This window comes from Microcystis sp. M169S2, from assembly GCF_020245865.1.
Lineage (GTDB): Bacteria > Cyanobacteriota > Cyanobacteriia > Cyanobacteriales > Microcystaceae > Microcystis > Microcystis ichthyoblabe_A.
Genome location: NZ_JADBUB010000144.1, coordinates 1 through 19103 on the forward strand (window position 1 = coordinate 1; position 19103 = coordinate 19103).

Sequence of the window (19103 nt, forward strand, 5' to 3'; positions counted from 1 at the left end):
AGCAGAAAAATTAGCTAAATTAACAGGATGTACTCTCAGACAATTTCAAGAGAGATAGGCTTTTAGTGGTTTGGGAACAAGCTTTATCAATTTATTTATAATAAATTTGGTAGAGGATTAAAGATTAGTTATTGTGACTAATTCTTTTGATTAGAAAAAGATAAAACTGAGAATCTTCAGTCAAATTTATTGACTCAAAATCAGATGTACTTAATTTAAATGAATCAACCCTGCCCCAAACCCCCCGCACATTAGTTTTTCGGTGGGATGCTTACAGGCAGCCGCTGACGCATCTGTAATAATTTAAGAGTCACTCCACTCGCAGGAGTGCCTCTCCTGATATGTAGCCTATACTCAACGAATTTAGGATGATTGAGGAATTGGCGTTATTTCAGCCTCTATTTTCAAGTCAGTCCCGATGAAAAAATTTTCACCCCCACAGATGAAAGAGGTTTCTTTCCCTACACCCCACACCCCACACCCCACACCCCACACCCTCTTTCCAGTCACTGATAATTGCTGATTGTCGGTATTTCTGCAAATGTGAGATGCACCCCATTTCTGTTTTGTCACACCGAAGGCTGGGGCTGATAGCTTGACCCTATAATAATTAGAAATATGTAACTCAATCAACTGACTTTATGACCTTCCCTCTCGATGTTCCCACGGTGATTAATCAACGTCGTTCTATTAAAACTTTTACCACCGATCCGATTGCACCGGAACTGCTGAAAACCCTAGTAGAATTAACCGTTGCCGCACCTAGTAGTTTCAACATCCAAGATTGGCGAATTATTTTAGTACAAGATGAGGCACAAAAGGCCGCTTTAGCCGAGGCCGCTTGGGGACAAAAGCAAATTATCCAAGCGCCGGTTACTTTTGTTTTCGCTGCCGATGCTGCCGCAGGAGGAGGAGATCTAACCCCCATCTATGAACAGGCTCTCAGTACGGGTGCTTGGAGCGAAGGCACGGTAAAATATTTTCAACAGGCAATCCCGGGATTTCAAAAGGATTTGGGCGAAAAAACCCGGGAATACGCGATTAAAGATGCCATGATCGCCGCTACTCATCTGGTTTTAGCTGCCGAAAGTCTCGGTTTATCTAGTTGTTTTCTCAACGGTTGGATCGAGGACAAGGTAAAAGCTGTGATCGGTGCTGCCGATCATCCCCATCTGGCGATCGCTGTTGTTGTTCCCATCGGTTACGCAGCGGAACCACGGCTTAATCCGGGGCGTTTACCCTTAAATTACAATGTTTTTGTGGATCGCTTGGGTAATCCCTATCAAGTCTGAACTCTATTAACTGGATTTAATCTCGTTTGGATCGCTGTTTTGGCTGGTAGTTGAGTAGTTGCTATCGGTTTCGGTTGGCAGGGGTTGGCGTTGCTGATTTGAAATAGGAAGCTTCTGTCAAACTAACTTTTAGATAGGATGCACAGTTGGGATTCATAGCTTGATTCAGCAACGCCTTGTATTGTGGCAAAATTAACAATTTAATCTGCATCAAGCCGCGCTAATACAGCCGACATCGATCTTAATTTTTTGAAAAGATATAAGGTTAATTATGACATCCCCGATTATCATGTCTGGGATAGACCATCTTTTAGCCTTATCGAGGGATTTCTATGCTGAAAAAATACCCATGGTGGAGACCACTGACGATTTTATTTGTAATCAGCTGTGGAGTGATCTTAATTTTTGGGAAAACTTTCGCCCAATCCCCAGGGATTAGCCATCCCCTCGATCCCCTCACAGAAAATGAGATTAAAATGGCGGTAACTGTGGTGAAAAAAGACAAATCCCTGACAGAGTTCGCCAGATTTCCTAATATTTCTTTACAAGAACCCGATAAGCAAACTGTTTTAAACTTTAAAAAAGGAGATGCTATTCCTCGTCAGGCTTTTTTAGTAATTCTGGAACCCAGACTGAATAAAACCTATGAGGCTATTGTCGATACCAAAGCGAGTAAAATTATCTCATGGCAAGAAGTATCGACGGGGCAACCGCCATTGTTAGATGAAGAATACGAAATTCTCGATCAATTAGCCAAAGCCGATCTTCGTTGGCAAGAAGCTATGAAAAAACGCGGGATTGCTGACTTTGAAAACGTCATCATTGACGGTTGGGCTACTGGGATGATGAGCGAGAAAGAACAAGCATCGGGAAAGCGCTTAATTCGCGGGATTACTTACTATAAAGGCAAGGATCGTAATAATTATTATGGCGCACCGATCGAAGGTTTATCGGTGACGGTAGATTTAAATAATCGCCAAGTATTTGAAGTGCAAGATACTGGTATTATACCTTTCTCAAAAGCCAATTTTGATTACGATGAAAAAACCCTTTCACCCCTTCAAAAAGCCCTAAAACCTTTAAGAATTCAACAACCGCAAGGGACAACTTTTCAGATTAAGGGTAACGAAGTTAGCTGGCAAAATTGGAAATTTCGTTATCTCATGCACCCAAGAGAGGGGTTAGTTCTTTATCTAGTTACCTACAATGATAACGGTAAAGATAGAATGATTTTATATCGTGCAGGACTGTCAGAAATGCTAGTTCCCTACTCCAATACCTCGCGAGAATGGGCGGTTCGTAGTGCTTTTGATGTGGGAGAATATCGTTTTGGTTGGCTATCTACTCCCTTGGATAAAGGTAATGATGTTCCCGAAAATACTGTCTTGTTAAATGCCTTGTTTGCTGATGATAATGGGGAACCTTATATCGGGGAAAATATCATAGGTATTTACGAAAAGGATGCGGGAATTCTCTGGCGACATTATGATTTTAACACAGAAACTTTTGAAGGTCGTCGCGCCCGTCAATTAGTGGTTAATACCGTGGCTGCTATCGGTAATTATGACTACGGAATTAACTGGATTTTTCATGAAGATGGTACTTTAGAACAGCGCAGCGATTTAACAGGAATTATGTTAGCTAAAGCGACTACTGATCTCACTAATTCTCATGATCATGGCGATAAATTTGGGACATTAGTAGCGGCAAATGTGGAAGCAATTAATCATCAGCACTTCTTAAATTTTCGTCTTGATTTCGATGTGGATGGGGTTAAAAATTCTGTTACTGAAATGAAGGTTTCTACTTTATCACCAGAAAAGAATCCCTTTGGTAATGCCTTCACTATGTCAGAAAGAAATCTTCAGCAAGAATCTGAGGCAATTCGTGATGTGAATTTAGCTGAAAGTCGCGCTTGGATGGTAATGAATAAGAATCAGAAAAACTCCCTAGGAATGCCGACAAGTTATATGTTAATGCCATCGGCAAATTCAATTTATTATCCCAATTTTCAAGCGGATTCTCGTCAACGGGGTGAATTTGCTACCCATCATTTTTGGGCAACTCGTTACAAAGCGAACGAGCTTTATGCAGCGGGAGATTATCCCAATCAAGGCAAAAAAGGCCGAGGTTTACCGCAATATACTGCTGATAATGAATCTCTCGACAATGAGGATTTAGTCGTCTGGTACACCTACGGTGTTACCCATATTCCTCGTCCGGAAGAATGGCCAATTATGACCGTACATCCAGCAGGTTTTAAGATTATGTCTTGGGGTTTCTTTGACCAAAATCCTGTTTTGAATGTACCGAAAAATAACCTAGAGGATTCTTTTAATTAATTATCGAAAAAAACTGGGTCTAAAACCTTGCCTTTTAAGTGGAAAAGTTTTTGGAGCGGGGTATAAATCCCCGTTACAAAAACGGAATCCTGACTTGGTTAATTGTATAACAAGTCCCTAAGAACCTTATTCATACCAAAACTCGGAACTTCCCGCACATTTTTCGTCTCTAAATAACCATTGTTGAAACACTTGTTCTCTACCATCATAAGGTGCAACAATCTGATAAACTTTTAGGAATTTTTTAGCAATTCTCTGGCTGCCCTTGTCGGTTAATTTATAACCTAACAAGTTTAAAAAATTACGAATAATCGTCAGAGGACGGGAAGTATTAGCGAGGTTAATCTTGGTGATAGTTTTAATCTCGTTACGGTTTTTAACGGCAATTTCCGCCATTTTTTGTAAATCGGCATCATGATTATTTAATTCTCTTTCAGGATTAGCTAATAATACGGGAATTCCCAACAATTCTAACGTCCCGATAATCACTCCTAATTGACTACTATTAAAATCGGGAATAAATAAACTTCCGTGACCTGATTCTATCAGTTTACGCGCAATTAAAGCATCTCGATCACACAAAAATTGTCGCCCAATTGTCAAAAAGTAATGTAGGCGTAGTTCTTGATACCATCCTTGATCATCTTTAATCACTAATTGCGGTGTGACGGGGATTCCATAGCGTTTGTATAGGTCATATTTTCTAAGAATTCTCCTTTCTTTTACTGACTTAATTAACTGTTTTTTTAGCAGACGACACTCTGATTCCGTTATCTCAGCTGCACTGGCAATCGCATCACATTCAGAACGATAATTATGTTCCATAATTTCTTCAATTGCTTCCGTTAACTGATTAGTTATGTCTAGTTCTTCTTCCTGATTTCGTTCTTTAATTCTATGACCTTCTGCTTGTAAAATTCCTAGAATTGACTGACGATAATTAAGCATATAAGCATTGACTCGCACGGCCATTTTAGCCCAGCAGAGAAGAGATTCCGCTTGAAAAGTTGTATCTAAATCCTCCAGAGATTCTAAATCTGATTGGTGTAGTAAGCGAATATTAACCTCGGTTAATCGGTGTCCAGAGGTGAGAAGTTTGGGGATAGAAGTAGACCCATTGCCCACCTGATTAAATCCGTACACTGCTGACCAAATATAACGAGGAATATTCTCTCTAATTCTCCCTAAAAATTGAGCGATAGAAGTGGGATTCTGAATTCCCTGTGCTAAACACCAAACTGAAGAAAAGTGCTGCTGAATATCAATACTAATTCCCGTTTCGATCGCGGGACTAGCTAGAACTATATCATAGTTAAGCAACAACTGATTTAAATTGCCAATCGCTTGATAGGCAGCGTGACTAGAATCTTGCAAGGACTCTGAGTCTATCCGCAGAACTTTCTTATGAGGAAATTGCTTTTTTAGATAGGATTCTAGGGTAATTGTTCCCCATTTACTGGTTAATTTTTGTGCTGATAGACAAACAAAAGGTTTTCCTCCGTCTTTAATATGTTTAACTAAATCATTAACTAGCCGTTGGGGAGTATTATCGGAGTAGTTATAAACTCGCCAAGCTTCTTGATAACTAGGTTTCCACTCGTTACTAATCAAGAAAGTTTCTAGTTTAATTGCAGCTAAAGAAGTTAAATAATCTAGGGAAATATCACTTAAATCAGCATCAGCAACTAGGACTTTACCCCCACTGCTGACTACAGTTTGCAGCAAGGACTTTAGGGATTTTAAAATTGCCACGCGATTAGTTTTACAAGTATCCCCATTTAACCCATGCCATAGAACCTGTTCAATCTCATCGATAATAATAATAGCTCCTTGCCAATCTTCCGCTTGAAATTTAGCTTGTGATTGGGGATGAAGAGAGTCAATACATAAACCATAACCGTAAATTTGTGCCGCAGGATTATCCCTAATTTTGCTGATATAGTTTAAACCAAAGCGTTGACATAACTCCTCTACCAGTTTCACTCGATGACCAATCACTAAAACTTTTTGTTGATTGGCAATAGCTTGTTTAACTATCTTGGCTAAAAACTCAGTTTTTCCCGTACCTTTAGCAGATTTAATCGCCATTAAATGCGCTGATGTAGGAATAGCAATATCTGGCAAGTAACGGCTATTTAATTCTAGATGAGGTGAGAGAGTTAAACTATTTAAATTCGCTGCTTTCCAAATTTCCCAAGAGGTAGCTTTTTGATAGACTTGTTTAAAGTAATCTTCTCCTCGATTGATTAGTAAATCATCCACCCCTTTACCGTCAGCAGCATCCCAAGTAACTACCTTTACCTCACAGTTAGCCTGACTGAATAGATAACCCATTCTCTGTAAAGCTAAATTAACCGCTTGCTGGGTTTTCGGTTTAGTTTCTTGATCGAAAACTAGATAAATCTTTCGTCCTGAATTAGCTAATTTTTCTAGCTGCGGAATTAAATGAGATTTACCGATTCTCCTCCCTAATTCGTCCTTGGGAGTACGATAACCATTGTGAATCCCGGGTAAGGCAATTGTCACATAACCTGCTGTTAGTAATGCCCCCGCTTTTTTCGCTCCTTCCGTAAGACAAATAGGTATCTCTGGATGTTTAATTACCCAGGACCAAAAACCGAGATCCTCTTGCTTATTATCCACTTCTTCAGTTAAAATATTAATACTGATATGTTGGGCTATCTTTTGCCAAATTTTCAGGGGAACCCGCAAAGCAAAGACTCCCGTAGGGGTTTGGGGAGGATGTTCGTACTTAATCGGTTTAGCCTTATCGAAGCTTAAACGGGGAAAATCGGGCTTAAAACAGCCCCAAGAGTCATAATTACCCGTTAGTAGGTCAATTCCTGAACACCACCAACCGCCTTGACTGGTATGTTCATAACGCTTGAGAATACCATCCCTAACTCTGCCATCATTGCGTCGCGGTAATTCTTGGGAGTAGAGTAGGTATTCACTGGGAGATAGCCCCGCTAAACCGGTGACATTGAGAGCGATTAACTCCGCATCCACCCCGCTACCACGCCATTCTTCTAAATATTTCATCCTTGTCCTCTACTGGCTAGACGCTATATATAGCGTTTTTGTCCTATTATTCTAGCGGTAAGCCACTAAATAGCGAAAAGAGAAAATTTACTCTCTCAGAGGTTCTCGGAGGAAATTTGACTTTTAATCCACTCTTGTCTTAGATTATCGAAAAGTTAAGAACAAATAAAGTCTCACCACAACCTCCTCAGCAGTCAAGCACAATGGGATCGGAAATATTTTGTCAATCTGTTTTTACTATCAAAGAATAAACTTTTTGTCAAGCGTACAAAAAAACTATCTTTCCGAGAAAATTGAGAATTTTTTGCGAAAAATGTCATCGAAAACACTGTTTTGGGGGACAAAACAATCCTCGCTCTACTATATATAGAGTGATATGATTATTTAACACGCTAGATGTTGTGTTTTCCTAGAAAATCTGATAGAATAATCTAGTACAAATAGATTAATTTGTCAAGTTTTTTAACGCCGCAATTTCCCAATTATGCAATCGAAGCCCTTGACTACTGCCGTTTCCATTCACAAAAATAACGAAGTAATACCCTTTCGTTCTACCCCTTTAGCTAATATGGGCAGCCATGGAATTAGAGTGATTCGGCGCGATGGTTCCACCACAAGCTTAAATATCGGCAAAATTCGCGACGTGGTAGAGTGGGCTTGTGAGGGCAAAAAAGTCAATTCTATTGCCTTAGAAGCGGGTTTAACCACACGGCTGCGGGATGGGATTACCACTAGGGAAATACAGGATAATTTAATCAATTGCGCCCTAGAAATGTGTAGTCCCGAGGAACCAGATTGGCGCTATGTAGCCGGAAGATTGCATATTTGGAGTCTGTGGAAAGATACATTAGTAGTGCGGGGTTATCAATACGGAAATTACGAGAAAACTGTCAAAACTCAAGTTAAAAATCAGCTGTACGACGAAAGGATTCTCATCTATTCTGAGGCAGAATTAAAAGAAGCTGGTTCTTGGATTAATCCCGATTGGGATATCGATTATGATTACGCCGGGGCATTGTTAATCACTAGCCGTTATTTACTCAAAAATGAGTTACCCCAAGAGGCATTATTAACCTGTTCCTTACTGCTTGCCAGTGTGGAAGATCCGGCTAATAGACTGCACTGGGCGAAGAACTTTTATCAAGCGATTGCCCAAAGAAAAATCTCTCTTGCCACCCCAATTTTAGCCAATTTACGCACACCTAAAGGTTCCCTAACCAGTTGTTTTATCCTCTCCATTGACGACAGTTTAGAAAGCATTTTCGGCGAGATTACCAATGCTGCCCGCATCTCCAAAAATGGTGGCGGTGTCGGTGTGAATGTGAGTAGAATTCGCGCCACTGGTAGCTGGGTAATGGGGAAAGCTAATGCTTCTGGGGGGATTATTCCTTGGATTAAATTACTCAACGATACAGCTATTGCAGTAAATCAGGGGGGAAGACGCGCCGGGGCAGTAACTATCGGTGTTGACATCTGGCATTTAGATGTGCCAGAATTTCTGGAAATGCAGACAGAAAACGGTGATCAAAGACGCAAAGCTTATGATATTTTTCCCCAATTAGTTATCACCGATGAATTCATGCGTCGGGTGATAACTAAAGCCGAGTGGACATTAGTGGATCCCTACGAAGTTCGCACAAAATTAGGTATAGAATTAGCGGAACTATGGGGGGAAGAATTTGAAGAGGCTTATCGTTTAGTAGAGGCTAATTTAGATAGAGAGATTGTACTCTATAAAAAAATCAATGCCCGGGACTTATTTAAAAGTATCATGCGTTCCCAAGTGGAAACAGGAATGCCCTACATTGCCTTCAAAGATACCATCAATCGGGCTAATCCTAATAAACACGATGGCTATATACCCGGTGTAAATTTATGCACGGAGAGTTTCTCGAATGTCACCCCCGATAAAACTGCCCATTGCTGTAATTTAGTTAGCCTTAATTTAGCCAATATCGACAGGGAAGAAATCGAGTCTAATTGTCAAATCGCTGTCAGGATTCTCGACAATACTATCGATATCACTAATCCTCCCTTTGATAATGCTAAAAACCACAACGATAAATATCGCACTATTGGGGTAGGGGCAATGGGATTGGCTGACTGGTTAGCGAAACGAAAATTATCCTACAATAACCTGTCAGAAATTAGTAATTTATTTGAAGAAATTGGCTATTGGTGTACCTATTCCTCGATGGAATTAGCCAAAGAACGTGGTGCTTATCAAGCTTTCTTGGGTAGTGAATGGAGTCAAGGTAAATTAATCGGTGCCAAACCAGTGGCATGGTTTTTAAATAATGCGGTGCAACCGCAAAGATGGCAACAATTAGCCGAAGATATTCAACGATTTGGCATCCGTAATTCCCATATTACCGCCATTGCTCCTAATACTTCCTCCAGTTTGGTACAGGGATGTACTGCCAGTGTTTTGCCGGTTTATAGTCGCTTTTTCTACGATAAATGGGCAAAGGGAACTGTTCCCATCGCGCCACCTTTTATTGAAGAAGCTTTCTGGTTTTATCCAGAGAATAAAAATCTCGAACAGCAGCAGGTGGTGAAAGCGATCGCTACTATGCAAGAATGGATCGATACGGGGATTTCTATGGAGTTATTATTCAACCTCAATGAAGGGGTTTATTTCCCCGCAGAACCCAACCGTTGTCTCACAGCCAAGGATATTTTTGATACTCTAGTTATGGCGTGGGAATTGGGGTGTAAAGCGATTTATTATGTCCGCACCGTACAAAAGGACAATTTTCGAGAGTCTGACGATAGTTGTTCTAGTTGCGCTAATTAAGCCTAACTTGGGTGGGTAATGCCCACCTTATTTTTTTCAGATCATTTAAAATGAGTCTTATTCATCACCTAATCACAGCCATGAATAAGACTTTATACGAACAGGATTACTATCTCTGGTTAGAGAAAACCATATCTTTACTAGAAAATCGCCAGTTTTCTGACTTGGATTTAGAAAATTTAATTGAAGAAATAAAAGATATGTCCAGAAGAGAACGTCAGAAGTTAGAGAGTTTACTAACTAAACTCTTGGAGCATTTACTTAAATTAACTTATTGGCAATCTAAGCGCGATTACAATAAAAACAAGTGGCGACGTGAGATTTTAAATTTTCGCATTCAAATAAAAAGAATTATTAGCAACAAAAAGGATGGAACTTATAATACAAACTTAGCATCTTACCTCACCGAGATTCTTGAGCCATGTTATGAGGATGCTTGCCATTTATTTGTCGAAGGTTCTGGCATCGATAAAAGACTTTTAAGTGCTACACCTATTGGATCAATCGACCAAATTTTAGATGAAAATTGGTTTCCTGAGTTTCTCGGAGAGGATTAAGCAATGAAGAGTGATTTATACGAAAAAGATTACTATCTCTGGATAGAGAAAACCATATCTTTACTAGAAAATCGTCAATTTTCTGATTTAGATTTAGAGAATTTAATTGAAGAAATTAGCAGCATGGGGAAAAGTGAGAAACGAAGTTTAGAAAGTTATTTAACTCGGTTATTAGAACATTTGCTGAAACTAGCTTACTGGCAATCGGAATTAGAATATAATCAAAGAGGATGGAAAAATGAAATTAGGAATTTCCGTCGTGCCATAAAAAGAATTATTGCCGATAGTCCTAGTTTACAGCCTTATCTCATTGAAATTTTTGATAACTCTTTTCAAGAAGCTCGTATTTCTTGGCTCGAATTATCTGGAATGGCTGAAAATTTGGTCGGTTTAGCTCCAATTTGCACTATAGAACAGGCTTTAAATGAGGATTGGTTTCCTGAAATATCAAAGTAATGGAGATAATTATGGAAAAGAACTTATACGAAAAAGATTACTATCTCTGGTTAGAGAAAACAATTAATTTACTGGAAAATCGCCAGTTTTCCAATTTAGATTTAGAGAATTTAATTGAAGAAATCAAATCTATGTCTATCAGTCAACAGAAAGCATTAAAAAGCAATCTGACCGTGATTTTATGGCATTTACTAAAATACTTACAAGAGCCAGAAAAACAAAGCAGAAGCTGGGAATTAACCCTTTTTGAGCATCGCGAAAGAATCGAAGAAGATTTAGAGAATAGCCCTAGTCTTAAGATTTTTTTAACAGAAGAAAATTTAAAAAAATGCTATAACAAAGCCAGAAAAAAAGCCGCTATTGAAACAGGGATAAAACTCGATAAATTCCCGAAGGACTGCCCATTTACTTTGGCAGAAGCCCTAGATTTTGAATTTATTCCTAATCAAACCATTTGACTTTTTACCAAAAATCTATTATAACCTAAAAGTGCCATAATATCCAAGTAATCATGTCCTTACATTTAGTTAATTCTTGCCATTCGATGCCCATTTCCCCGATCTTTAATCCGGCGGGAGATGATGCGATCGAAAACCGTTCCATCTGGTTTGGTAACACCACCAACCTGATGCAATTAAACGATGTCCGCTACACCTGGGCGGTGGGTTTATATCAACAAATGCGGGAAAATTTCTGGATCCCGCAACGCTTAGATATCACTCAAGACGTGACTGAATACGGGCATCTTACCGATGAAGAAAGATATGCTTATGATGGTATTTTGTCCTATCTAACTTTTCTTGATTCCGTACAAACCTGTAATATTCCCCACCTAAAAGGTAGCGTCACTGCGCCAGAAATTAGTCTTTGTATGGCGGAACAAATTTCTCAAGAGGCCATGCACAATCAAAGTTATCAATACTTAATTGAAACGATTATTCCCTCGGATCGCAGAGGCGAAGTTTATGACTTTTGGCGCACCGATAAAGTTCTCAAGGATCGCTGTGAATTTATTGCTAGTCTCTACCAGCAATACATCGACAAACAAACTACTGAAAGCTATTTTATCGCTCTTCTTGCCGACTATTTACTGGAGAGTTTGTATTTTTATAACGGCTTTATCTTTTTCTATAATCTTGCTTCTCGACAGCTAATGTCCGGTAGCGCTGACGTTTTCAAAATGATCAACCGGGACGAGTTAAGTCACGTCCGTTTGTATCAGAAACTTATTCCCGAAGCCATGGCAATTTTTCCCCATTCTGTTGAACAGATTTATGAGATGTTCGATAGTGCCGTTAAACACGAATGTCGCTGGACAAATCACATCGTTGGCAACGAAATTTTAGGTATTACCGAATACAGTACCGAACAGTACACTAAATACCTCGCTAATATTCGGCTAAAAGCGATCGGACTTGAGCCTTTATACAGGGAAGAAAAGTATAACAAAAGTCCCTATAACCATCTGGAACGCTTTTCCGATACCAAAAAAGAAGGCCACACCAAAGCTAACTTTTTTGAAGCAACTGTTACCAGTTATGTTATGTCTTCTGGCTTAACAGGATGGGATGAAATTTAAAATTTAAGGGATAATAATAACCCAATTTCTTACCATAAAGCGGCAACTTTGTCAAATATTTTGACAACTTTTGACCCTCTCTTGCAGAAATACCGACAATCAGCAAATGTGCTTCTGGGTTTGGGGGGTTCTACCCCCAAAAGCCTAGATTGACTGATAAAATCGGAGGTAATGACCAATTTTAGAAGATATACTTAGGGCTTGTTCAATAAATCTAAAAACCTTGTTGGATAAGGTTTTTAGACTTTTTTGACCTCAAAAAGTGCCGACCTTTGGAGTGATTGGGGGGAAAATTCAGGGACTTTTTCCCTGAAAATTAGGTAATTGACCCCGGCGGTTCGACAGGCTCACCGTCCACTCGACTGAGCTCGCCGAACGTCCTCAAAATCGGTAAAACCCTACACCCTACACCCTACACCCCACACCCTGTCCCCACGAAAAACTTTTTGCCGCAAACCCTAATTATGACGATTGCCATCATAATGAATTCTCGCCCCGGCCCATTGCAATTTTTCCTGTAGAGTCTGATAAAAAGAATAGCTTTCCCGCAGGATAATAAATTGGGCGAATTTTTCGGCTTTGGTAACTCCCACCCATTGCCCAGGCCAAATGGAAGTGGCCAAAGCACCATCCATCCAGAGTTTAGTGTTTAATTCGTAGTCTCCTAGGGGCCAAATACTGACCAGAGATGCCGGGGGAATGACAATCGGCCGACTGGAGAGACTCAAGGGACAAATCGGGGTGACAGCGATCGCTTCCATGCCGGGGTGTATAATCGGGCCATTAGCGGAAGCGGTGTAACAGGTGGACCCCGTGGGAGTAGCCACTAATAAACCGTCTCCTTGGTACTGATCTACTATTTCCCCGTCCACTTCGATTTCGAGGATTGAGGTGGGCATCCTATCGATACTAGCGGGTTTCACGCACATCTCATTCAGGGCATAAAATGCCTCGCTCACTGGCTGCGGGTTTCTTTTATCCCCTTCATAGATTCTGGCCTTTAACATCATCCGTTGTTGTACCGCATAGCGATCGGATTGTAAACGCTCCCAGACCGTCTCCGTATCTTGGAAAATCTCCAAAGGTTCCGTTAAAAATCCCAGATGGCCGCCGACATTCACCGCTAAAATTGGAATGTCTTCGTGAGCTAAATAGCGAGCGGCGGCTAAAATGGTTCCATCTCCGCCCAAAACGATGGCGAGGTCGATTTTTTCCGATGCTGAGGCTAAAAATACTGGATAGGGATTATCTTTAAAGCCACTGGGTCCCATTAAAACTTTACACTGACGGGCTTCTAACTGTTTAGCGCATTTTTCCGCCCATGCTTTACTTTGGGGATGGTTGGCCTTATGGGCGATGATGACTTGTTTTAACTGCACAGAGTTGAGACCTGGTTCGGAGGTTCTATATTTTTAACAATACCAAGACTGGGCAGATCGGGTGAAAAGTAACAGGTAAAAAAGGGAGTTGGGGGAATCACCTCGGCCTCACTGTAGCCAATTTGACAGAATTAATCGATAGATAGGGGTAAATGGAAGTAACTAGGATAAGCTCGCAGGTTTTAGCAATCTTATCCCCTTTTTTCCCTGTAACTGCTGTATCTATGCGGCTTTTTCCCAATTATCTCTCTCAACACCCCTACCACTTAATTTCCATGCAGAGTTATAATTGTATTAAGATGTGTAACAGTTCTCTGGCAAACTCTTGACAAAGGATAACAAATCTGCTCTACCAAAAAACAGGAAAGGTTTTATTTCTATGACATTAATTCAAACCGCCCAATTATCGCTGGAAACCTCGGCTTTAGCCTTTTTTAAGCAGACAGAAGGACACTGGCAATCCCAGAGACGTTATTACACCCTCACCCAAGAAACGGAACCCCAAGAAGTTATCAGCGCCATCGAGATTAAATATTTACCCCAAGGCAGCGAACCATTAATTCAACTGGCCCGTTTACATAATCTGGAAGATACAACTTTATTAGGTGGTACGGAAGTGACTTGGCAAAGTAATTATCTCCGTCCCCAGAGTAAAAAACCCTCCAACGGTTCCACTATATTCGGTATTTTAGATAATATTCTCTATCGCGATCGGGGATTTGCGACGGATAAACCCGTTAGTGCCATTTATACCTTTCCTAACCCCTCTACTCTCTGTCTGAGAACAGAATACGCCGGTTCTGTCTTTGAAGAAGAAATTAAACTCATCGGTCAACAATATCGCACCCGACAAACTATTATCTCTCGCGCTGGTCAAGAATTGATGATCGGTCAATATCTAGAAAAACGGGTTAATTAGTCAAAAAAATGGCGGTTATTCTCCGAATTTTGACTTCTATCCTAGGAATAGGGCTGAAATCAAATCAGCCCTTCCCATAACTCCCGTTTAAACTGGGGTTAAATTGTCTTGATTCTGACTAGCGAGAAACTTCTCTAATTCCGTAATTGCATCGGCATCGACCTTAGTTTGCATGGGACAGAATTTCGGTCCACACATCGAACAAAACTCCGCAGTCTTATAGATATCTGCGGGTAAAGTCTCATCGTGGTATTCCTTAGCGCGATCGGGATCCAAGGATAACTGAAATTGACGATTCCAATCGAAATTATAACGAGCTATGGAGAGTTCGTCGTCACGATCCCGCGCTCCTGGACGATGACGGGCGATATCTGCCGCATGAGCCGCTATTTTGTAGGCAATTAAGCCATTTCGCACATCTTCAGCGTTGGGTAAACCGAGATGTTCTTTCGGGGTGACATAACATAACATCGCCGTCCCGTACCAACCCGCCAGAGCCGCCCCGATCGCCGAAGTGATATGATCGTATCCTGGGGCAATATCGGTGACAAGGGGACCGAGAACATAGAAAGGTGCTTCGCTACACTCCTCCATCTGTTTTTTCACATTAAACTCAATTTGGTCCATGGGAACATGGCCCGGTCCTTCCACCATCACCTGTACATCGTGTTCCCAAGCGCGACGCGTTAGTTGGCCGAGGGTTTTCAATTCCGCTAATTGGGCTGCATCGGAAGCATCGTGGGTACAACCGGGACGTAGGGAGTCACCGAGACTAAAAGAAACGTCATAACGCTTGAAAATCTCGATAATTTCGTCGAAATGGGTGTAGAGAGGATTTTGCTTGTGGTGGTGTAACATCCACTTGGCAATAATACCACCGCCCCGGGAGACAATCCCGGTCAGACGAGTTTTGACTAAAGGCAGGTGTTCGATGAGGATTCCCGCATGAATCGTCATGTAATCTACCCCTTGCTGGGCGTGTTTTTCGATAATATGGAGGAAATCTTCGGGGGTGAGTTTTTCAATATTGCCGTGAACGCTTTCCACCGCTTGATAGATGGGTACAGTACCGATGGGGACAGGAGAAGCATTGATAATCGCGGTGCGAATTTCGTCCAAATTACCGCCACCGGTGGAAAGATCCATCACCGTATCGGCTCCGTATTTGACTGCTAGGTGTAATTTTTCCAGTTCTTCGTTAATATTCGAGGAGTTAGGGGAAGCCCCGATATTAGCATTAACTTTACACTTAGAAGCAATACCGATCGCCATAGGTTCGAGGTTGAGGTGATTGATATTAGCGGGAATAATCAGTCTTCCTCGGGCGATTTCGCTGCGAATCAATTCGGGAGAGAGATTTTCCCGTTTTGCCACATACGTCATCTCTTCGGTAATTATCCCCTGACGGGCGTAGTGCATTTGCGATACATTTGCTTGTCCGCGCCGGGGGGCAACCCATTCTTGTCTCATAATTTTATTTCCTCTGTAAACAGCTTCCCTACGCTGGAATTACCCAGTCTCAGGTTCTAAGGGTCTTTCTCAGCCTGATTGCCTCAGACACCCCTAGCTATGACGGCAATTGTATCACTGTTGACGACTGAGGAGATCAAGCTTAAGATTGTTGTTTGATTAGGCGGTTATCAGTTATCAGTTATCAGATGTGAGTTTTGGCTCTTCTGGTTTCTGTGTGGAAACGAGGTCTATACTGATAGTTTATTTAACAAAATAGTCCTAAAAGTCTTTCCCAGTAAACATTTCACGATTTCATAAGCAAAAATTATCACACAAAGTCGAGAAGAGCCGAGTTTTCAGTTCACTGATTACTGTTTACTGTTTACTGTTCACGGCAAAAAACTTCCCACTTCCCCACTCCCTTGCTGATTCCGAAAAAAAAGGGCAGGCAAAAGCCTACCCTAGTATTAATTATCAATCAAACCTTAGACATCGTAGTAGAGAGAGAACTCGTAGGGGTGGGGACGTAAGCGCATCGGGTTAACTTCGTTATCGAGTTTGTAGGTGATCCAGTTTTGGATAAAGTCTTCGGTAAAAACACCAGAATCGGTCAAGAAAGCGTGATCTTTTTCGAGACTTTCTAGAGCTGCTTCTAGAGAACCGGGGGTAGAGGGTATTTTTGACAATTCTTCGGGACTGAGTTCATAGATATCCACATCGAGAGGTTCTCCCGGTTCAATTTGATTTTTAATCCCATCGATACCAGCACAGAGCATAGCTGCAAAAGCGAGGTAGGGATTAGAAGTCGCATCAGGACAACGGAATTCTAAACGTTTAGCTTTCGGGTTGCTTCCCGATAAAGGAATCCGAATCGAAGCGGAGCGATTACCTTGGGAGTAGGCCAAGTTTACTGGGGCCTCAAAACCGGGGACGAGACGCTTGTAAGAGTTGGTGGTGGGGTTAGTTAAAGCTAAGAGCGCGGGAGCGTGTCTAAGCAAACCACCGATGTAGTACAGTGCCATTTGGCTAAGTCCGGCGTATTTATCCCCGGCGAACAGGGGTTGACCATCTTTCCAGATAGACTGGTGAACGTGCATCCCGGAACCGTTATCACCAAAGATGGGTTTGGGCATAAAGGTGACGGTTTTACCGTATTTCTTGGCCACGTTCTTAATGCAGTATTTATAGGTCATCAAGTAGTCGGCGGCCCGTACTAGGGTAGAGAATTTAATCCCTAACTCGTTTTGACCACCGGTAGCGACTTCATGGTGATGTTTTTCAATGGGAACTCCGCAGTCGGCCATGGTTAAGAGCATTTCCGTGCGAATGTCTTGAGAGGTATCGGTGGGACTAACGGGGAAATAACCCTGTTTGTAGGCGGGTTTATAGGCAAGATTTCCGTCTTTTTCGTCTTTACCGCTATTCCAACGACCTTCGACACTATCCATGTAGTAATAGCCGGAGTTGGCGGTTTGGTCAAAACGAGCGCTATCAAAAAGGAAAAATTCTGCTTCTGGTCCAAAAAATACAGTATCACCTAAACCGGTACTGCTCAGATAATCGATCGCTTTCTGGGCAATAGAGCGAGGATCGCGGCTATACCATTCACCGGTTCTCGGTTCTTTGATGCTACAGATCATGCTTAGGGTAGGTTCCTTGTAGAAGGGATCGATCCAAGCAGTGGTAGGATCGGGAACCATGGCCATATCGGATTCGTTAATTGCTTTCCAACCGCGAATACTGGAACCATCGAAGGCAACACCATCGCTGAAAGAGCTTTCATCGATTTGGTCGTAGTAGAACGAGCAATGTTGCCAGATACCAGGCATATCAATAAATTTCAGGTCAATAATCTTAATATTGTTGTCCTGAATCATTTTTAAGACTTCTTGTGGCGTTTCGGGCATGGAAAACTCCTTTGACGTATGGATCGGTTCTTAAGCTTCTCAAAAAAACCATCCTAAACAGTCACTTTGTCCAGTTTTGTATTTTTCGATACAAAATCTTTGATCCTAGCTTGAAAAAATCTGTAATTTCCTTGTTCAGGTCGGTAATGGCCCAGAATGGCGATTTGCCTATCAGCTTCCACTGCCTCTTGCCACACCCCGTAACTGCTCACAGCAAAAAGCAGAGCTTGTTGAGAATAGGTAAGTGACAAGCCCGATTAGGTTGAGGTGGACTGTAAACCGAGAGGACTGCAGCCAGCCAGAGATAGCAATTCATACTAAATCTGGTTATTAAAAACTGATTATTTATTCTCTCTTTTGCCTTTTGCCTGTCCTGATATGTAGCCTATACTCAAAGGATTTAGTATCACATAGTTGGGCGATGATGTCACCAGCTTGTAACCTGACTTATTGTTCGCTTAATTTTTTAGGGGAAGGGTTTTAAAGTTGCTGTTATAGCGGTGTGCAGTCGTATGAGGTACAGTGTCACGAGCTATAAACCATGCTAGGCAAAGCTTGGTCTGTATCTCACTCAAGCGCTTACCGCTATATAATCATTTCAATTAAGATTGAGAATATCAATCCTGGATTTCATAAGGGTTTTGTCGGTCTAGACTGTATCAGACTTATCTGAAATGACTATACCTTTTATCCTGTATGCTTTTTAGCGAGTAAGGTAAGTAGAACATTGCCGAGATTGCGATCCCCAATTGGCTCGCTCAAACCCCAATCAATTCGTTAACCTCAAAATGGTCTTTTTGTACTAATAAATATTCAAGTAGAATGCTCAATGCTTTTGCTAGACCGCATTTGAGACAATTTATCAAATTTTCGCTTCGAGAAATGAGCGAACGGTGAGTCGTTCTTCTTTTAACTTCTCTATCTCTTGCTGCTGTGCTTCGATTTGTTTCTGTTGCTTTTCTATCAGTCGCTCTTGCCGGGGTATTTGTTATTGCTGTTTCACTATCCACTCCACCAGCAGCACATTGGCCGTCAACTCTTCTTCGGCGACGGTTATGACTGAAGGCGAATTAAGGGTAGCGGTTTGATTCATCATGTCCAGCAAGTACTTAACTGAACTCAGTATAGATCTAACTGCTCGATCTTACCTCTCCGTTGTTAATAGAGTCTTTGTTATTGCGGTGAGCAGTTACATTCTTCGATTAAAGACTCTCGGAAAACTTGCATTCTAGCCATTACTATAGAACTCTTGCAAATTAATTATATGTTATAATAATGGGTTAACTAATTTTCCCCAAAAAATTAGTTAATCAGTACATTTGTCCTGAATGAAAACTTGAAGTTTAACTTTTAACTCAAAACTCTTTAGAGCTGCTTTAAT

General features: G+C 41.3%; 14 protein-coding genes and 1 riboswitch. Of the genes, 9 read left to right on the forward strand and 5 right to left on the reverse strand.

The genetic code is table 11. From position 1 onward, the window contains the following. Nucleotides 1-372 precede the first annotated feature (372 nt). The 3 genes from IM485_RS14875 (at nucleotide 373) to IM485_RS14885 (ending at nucleotide 3634) form a co-directional block, all read left to right on the forward strand. The gene (locus IM485_RS14875; RefSeq protein ID WP_287744066.1) at nucleotides 373-513 is read left to right on the forward strand and encodes a hypothetical protein; all 141 of its coding nucleotides are present in this window, start codon (nucleotides 373-375) and stop codon (nucleotides 511-513) included. A gap of 128 nt (nucleotides 514-641) precedes the next feature. Then, nucleotides 642-1292 carry a nitroreductase family protein gene (locus IM485_RS14880; protein ID WP_104397125.1) on the forward strand — a complete coding sequence of 217 codons (651 nt, stop codon included), beginning with the start codon at nucleotides 642-644 and terminating at the stop codon, nucleotides 1290-1292. A gap of 392 nt (nucleotides 1293-1684) precedes the next feature. Then, nucleotides 1685-3634 (forward strand): primary-amine oxidase, encoded by a 1950-nt coding sequence (locus IM485_RS14885; RefSeq protein WP_238142039.1) that lies wholly within the window; start codon nucleotides 1685-1687, stop codon nucleotides 3632-3634. 126 nt (nucleotides 3635-3760) lie between these two features. On the opposite strand, the gene IM485_RS14890 is transcribed toward IM485_RS14885, so the two are convergent. Continuing rightward, on the reverse strand, nucleotides 3761-6676 hold the full coding sequence (locus IM485_RS14890) for a plasmid replication protein, CyRepA1 family (protein ID WP_104397123.1): 2916 nt from the start codon (nucleotides 6674-6676) through the stop codon (nucleotides 3761-3763). Nucleotides 6677-7160: 484 nt separating this feature from the next. On the opposite strand from IM485_RS14890, the gene IM485_RS14895 reads away from it, so the two are divergent. The 5 genes from IM485_RS14895 to IM485_RS14915 all read left to right on the forward strand — a co-directional run bounded on the left by IM485_RS14895 (nucleotide 7161) and on the right by IM485_RS14915 (nucleotide 12065). After that, nucleotides 7161-9473, forward strand: coding sequence for a ribonucleoside-diphosphate reductase subunit alpha (locus IM485_RS14895; protein ID WP_104397122.1), 2313 nt, complete (start codon nucleotides 7161-7163; stop codon nucleotides 9471-9473). Nucleotides 9474-9553: 80 nt separating this feature from the next. After that, nucleotides 9554-10030, forward strand: coding sequence for a DUF29 domain-containing protein (locus IM485_RS14900; protein ID WP_287744069.1), 477 nt, complete (start codon nucleotides 9554-9556; stop codon nucleotides 10028-10030). A 3-nt stretch (nucleotides 10031-10033) separates the two neighbouring features. Then, nucleotides 10034-10486, forward strand: coding sequence for a DUF29 domain-containing protein (locus tag IM485_RS14905; protein WP_104397121.1), 453 nt, complete (start codon nucleotides 10034-10036; stop codon nucleotides 10484-10486). 11 nt (nucleotides 10487-10497) lie between these two features. Continuing rightward, complete coding sequence (locus IM485_RS14910) at nucleotides 10498-10944, forward strand: DUF29 domain-containing protein (RefSeq protein ID WP_104397210.1); 447 nt, start codon at nucleotides 10498-10500, stop codon at nucleotides 10942-10944. A 53-nt stretch (nucleotides 10945-10997) separates the two neighbouring features. Then, nucleotides 10998-12065 (forward strand): ribonucleotide-diphosphate reductase subunit beta, encoded by a 1068-nt coding sequence (locus IM485_RS14915; protein WP_192576000.1) that lies wholly within the window; start codon nucleotides 10998-11000, stop codon nucleotides 12063-12065. Between the two features lie 458 nt (nucleotides 12066-12523). Here the strand turns inward: IM485_RS14915 and IM485_RS14920 are convergent, their stop codons facing one another. After that, a complete protein-coding gene (locus tag IM485_RS14920) occupies nucleotides 12524-13444 on the reverse strand; it encodes an NAD(+) kinase (RefSeq protein ID WP_287744071.1) in 921 nt (306 codons plus the stop codon). Between the two features lie 379 nt (nucleotides 13445-13823). Here IM485_RS14920 and IM485_RS14925 point away from each other — a divergent pair, with 379 nt between their 5' ends. Beyond that, nucleotides 13824-14363 (forward strand): phycobiliprotein lyase, encoded by a 540-nt coding sequence (locus tag IM485_RS14925; RefSeq protein ID WP_287744073.1) that lies wholly within the window; start codon nucleotides 13824-13826, stop codon nucleotides 14361-14363. An 87-nt stretch (nucleotides 14364-14450) separates the two neighbouring features. Here IM485_RS14925 and thiC read toward each other — a convergent pair whose 3' ends face one another. From thiC to IM485_RS14940, 3 genes are all read right to left on the reverse strand, one after another. Further along, nucleotides 14451-15833, reverse strand: coding sequence for a phosphomethylpyrimidine synthase (gene thiC, locus IM485_RS14930; RefSeq protein WP_002736411.1), 1383 nt, complete (start codon nucleotides 15831-15833; stop codon nucleotides 14451-14453). 8 nt (nucleotides 15834-15841) lie between these two features. Continuing rightward, nucleotides 15842-15938, reverse strand: a riboswitch (TPP riboswitch). Nucleotides 15939-16300: 362 nt separating this feature from the next. Then, entirely contained in the window at nucleotides 16301-17722 is a 1422-nt protein-coding gene (gene glnA, locus IM485_RS14935; RefSeq protein WP_002748126.1) for a type I glutamate--ammonia ligase, read from the reverse strand. A 758-nt stretch (nucleotides 17723-18480) separates the two neighbouring features. Next, nucleotides 18481-18732 (reverse strand): hypothetical protein, encoded by a 252-nt coding sequence (locus IM485_RS14940; RefSeq protein WP_133164158.1) that lies wholly within the window; start codon nucleotides 18730-18732, stop codon nucleotides 18481-18483. Between the last annotated feature and the right edge of the window lie 371 nt (nucleotides 18733-19103).

What these genes read in the sequence shown, in the direction of transcription:
- IM485_RS14880 (WP_104397125.1), top strand. Translation starts at nt 642, where the DNA reads ATGACCTTCCCTCTCGATGTTCCCACGGTGATTAATCAACGTCGTTCT.
- IM485_RS14890 (WP_104397123.1), bottom strand. Translation starts at nt 6,676, where the DNA reads ATGAAATATTTAGAAGAATGGCGTGGTAGCGGGGTGGATGCGGAGTTA.
- IM485_RS14895 (WP_104397122.1), top strand. Translation starts at nt 7,161, where the DNA reads ATGCAATCGAAGCCCTTGACTACTGCCGTTTCCATTCACAAAAATAAC.
- IM485_RS14900 (WP_287744069.1), top strand. Translation starts at nt 9,554, where the DNA reads ATGAATAAGACTTTATACGAACAGGATTACTATCTCTGGTTAGAGAAA.
- IM485_RS14905 (WP_104397121.1), top strand. Translation starts at nt 10,034, where the DNA reads ATGAAGAGTGATTTATACGAAAAAGATTACTATCTCTGGATAGAGAAA.
- IM485_RS14910 (WP_104397210.1), top strand. Translation starts at nt 10,498, where the DNA reads ATGGAAAAGAACTTATACGAAAAAGATTACTATCTCTGGTTAGAGAAA.
- IM485_RS14915 (WP_192576000.1), top strand. Translation starts at nt 10,998, where the DNA reads ATGTCCTTACATTTAGTTAATTCTTGCCATTCGATGCCCATTTCCCCG.
- IM485_RS14925 (WP_287744073.1), top strand. Translation starts at nt 13,824, where the DNA reads ATGACATTAATTCAAACCGCCCAATTATCGCTGGAAACCTCGGCTTTA.
- thiC (WP_002736411.1), bottom strand. Translation starts at nt 15,833, where the DNA reads ATGAGACAAGAATGGGTTGCCCCCCGGCGCGGACAAGCAAATGTATCG.
- glnA (WP_002748126.1), bottom strand. Translation starts at nt 17,722, where the DNA reads ATGCCCGAAACGCCACAAGAAGTCTTAAAAATGATTCAGGACAACAAT.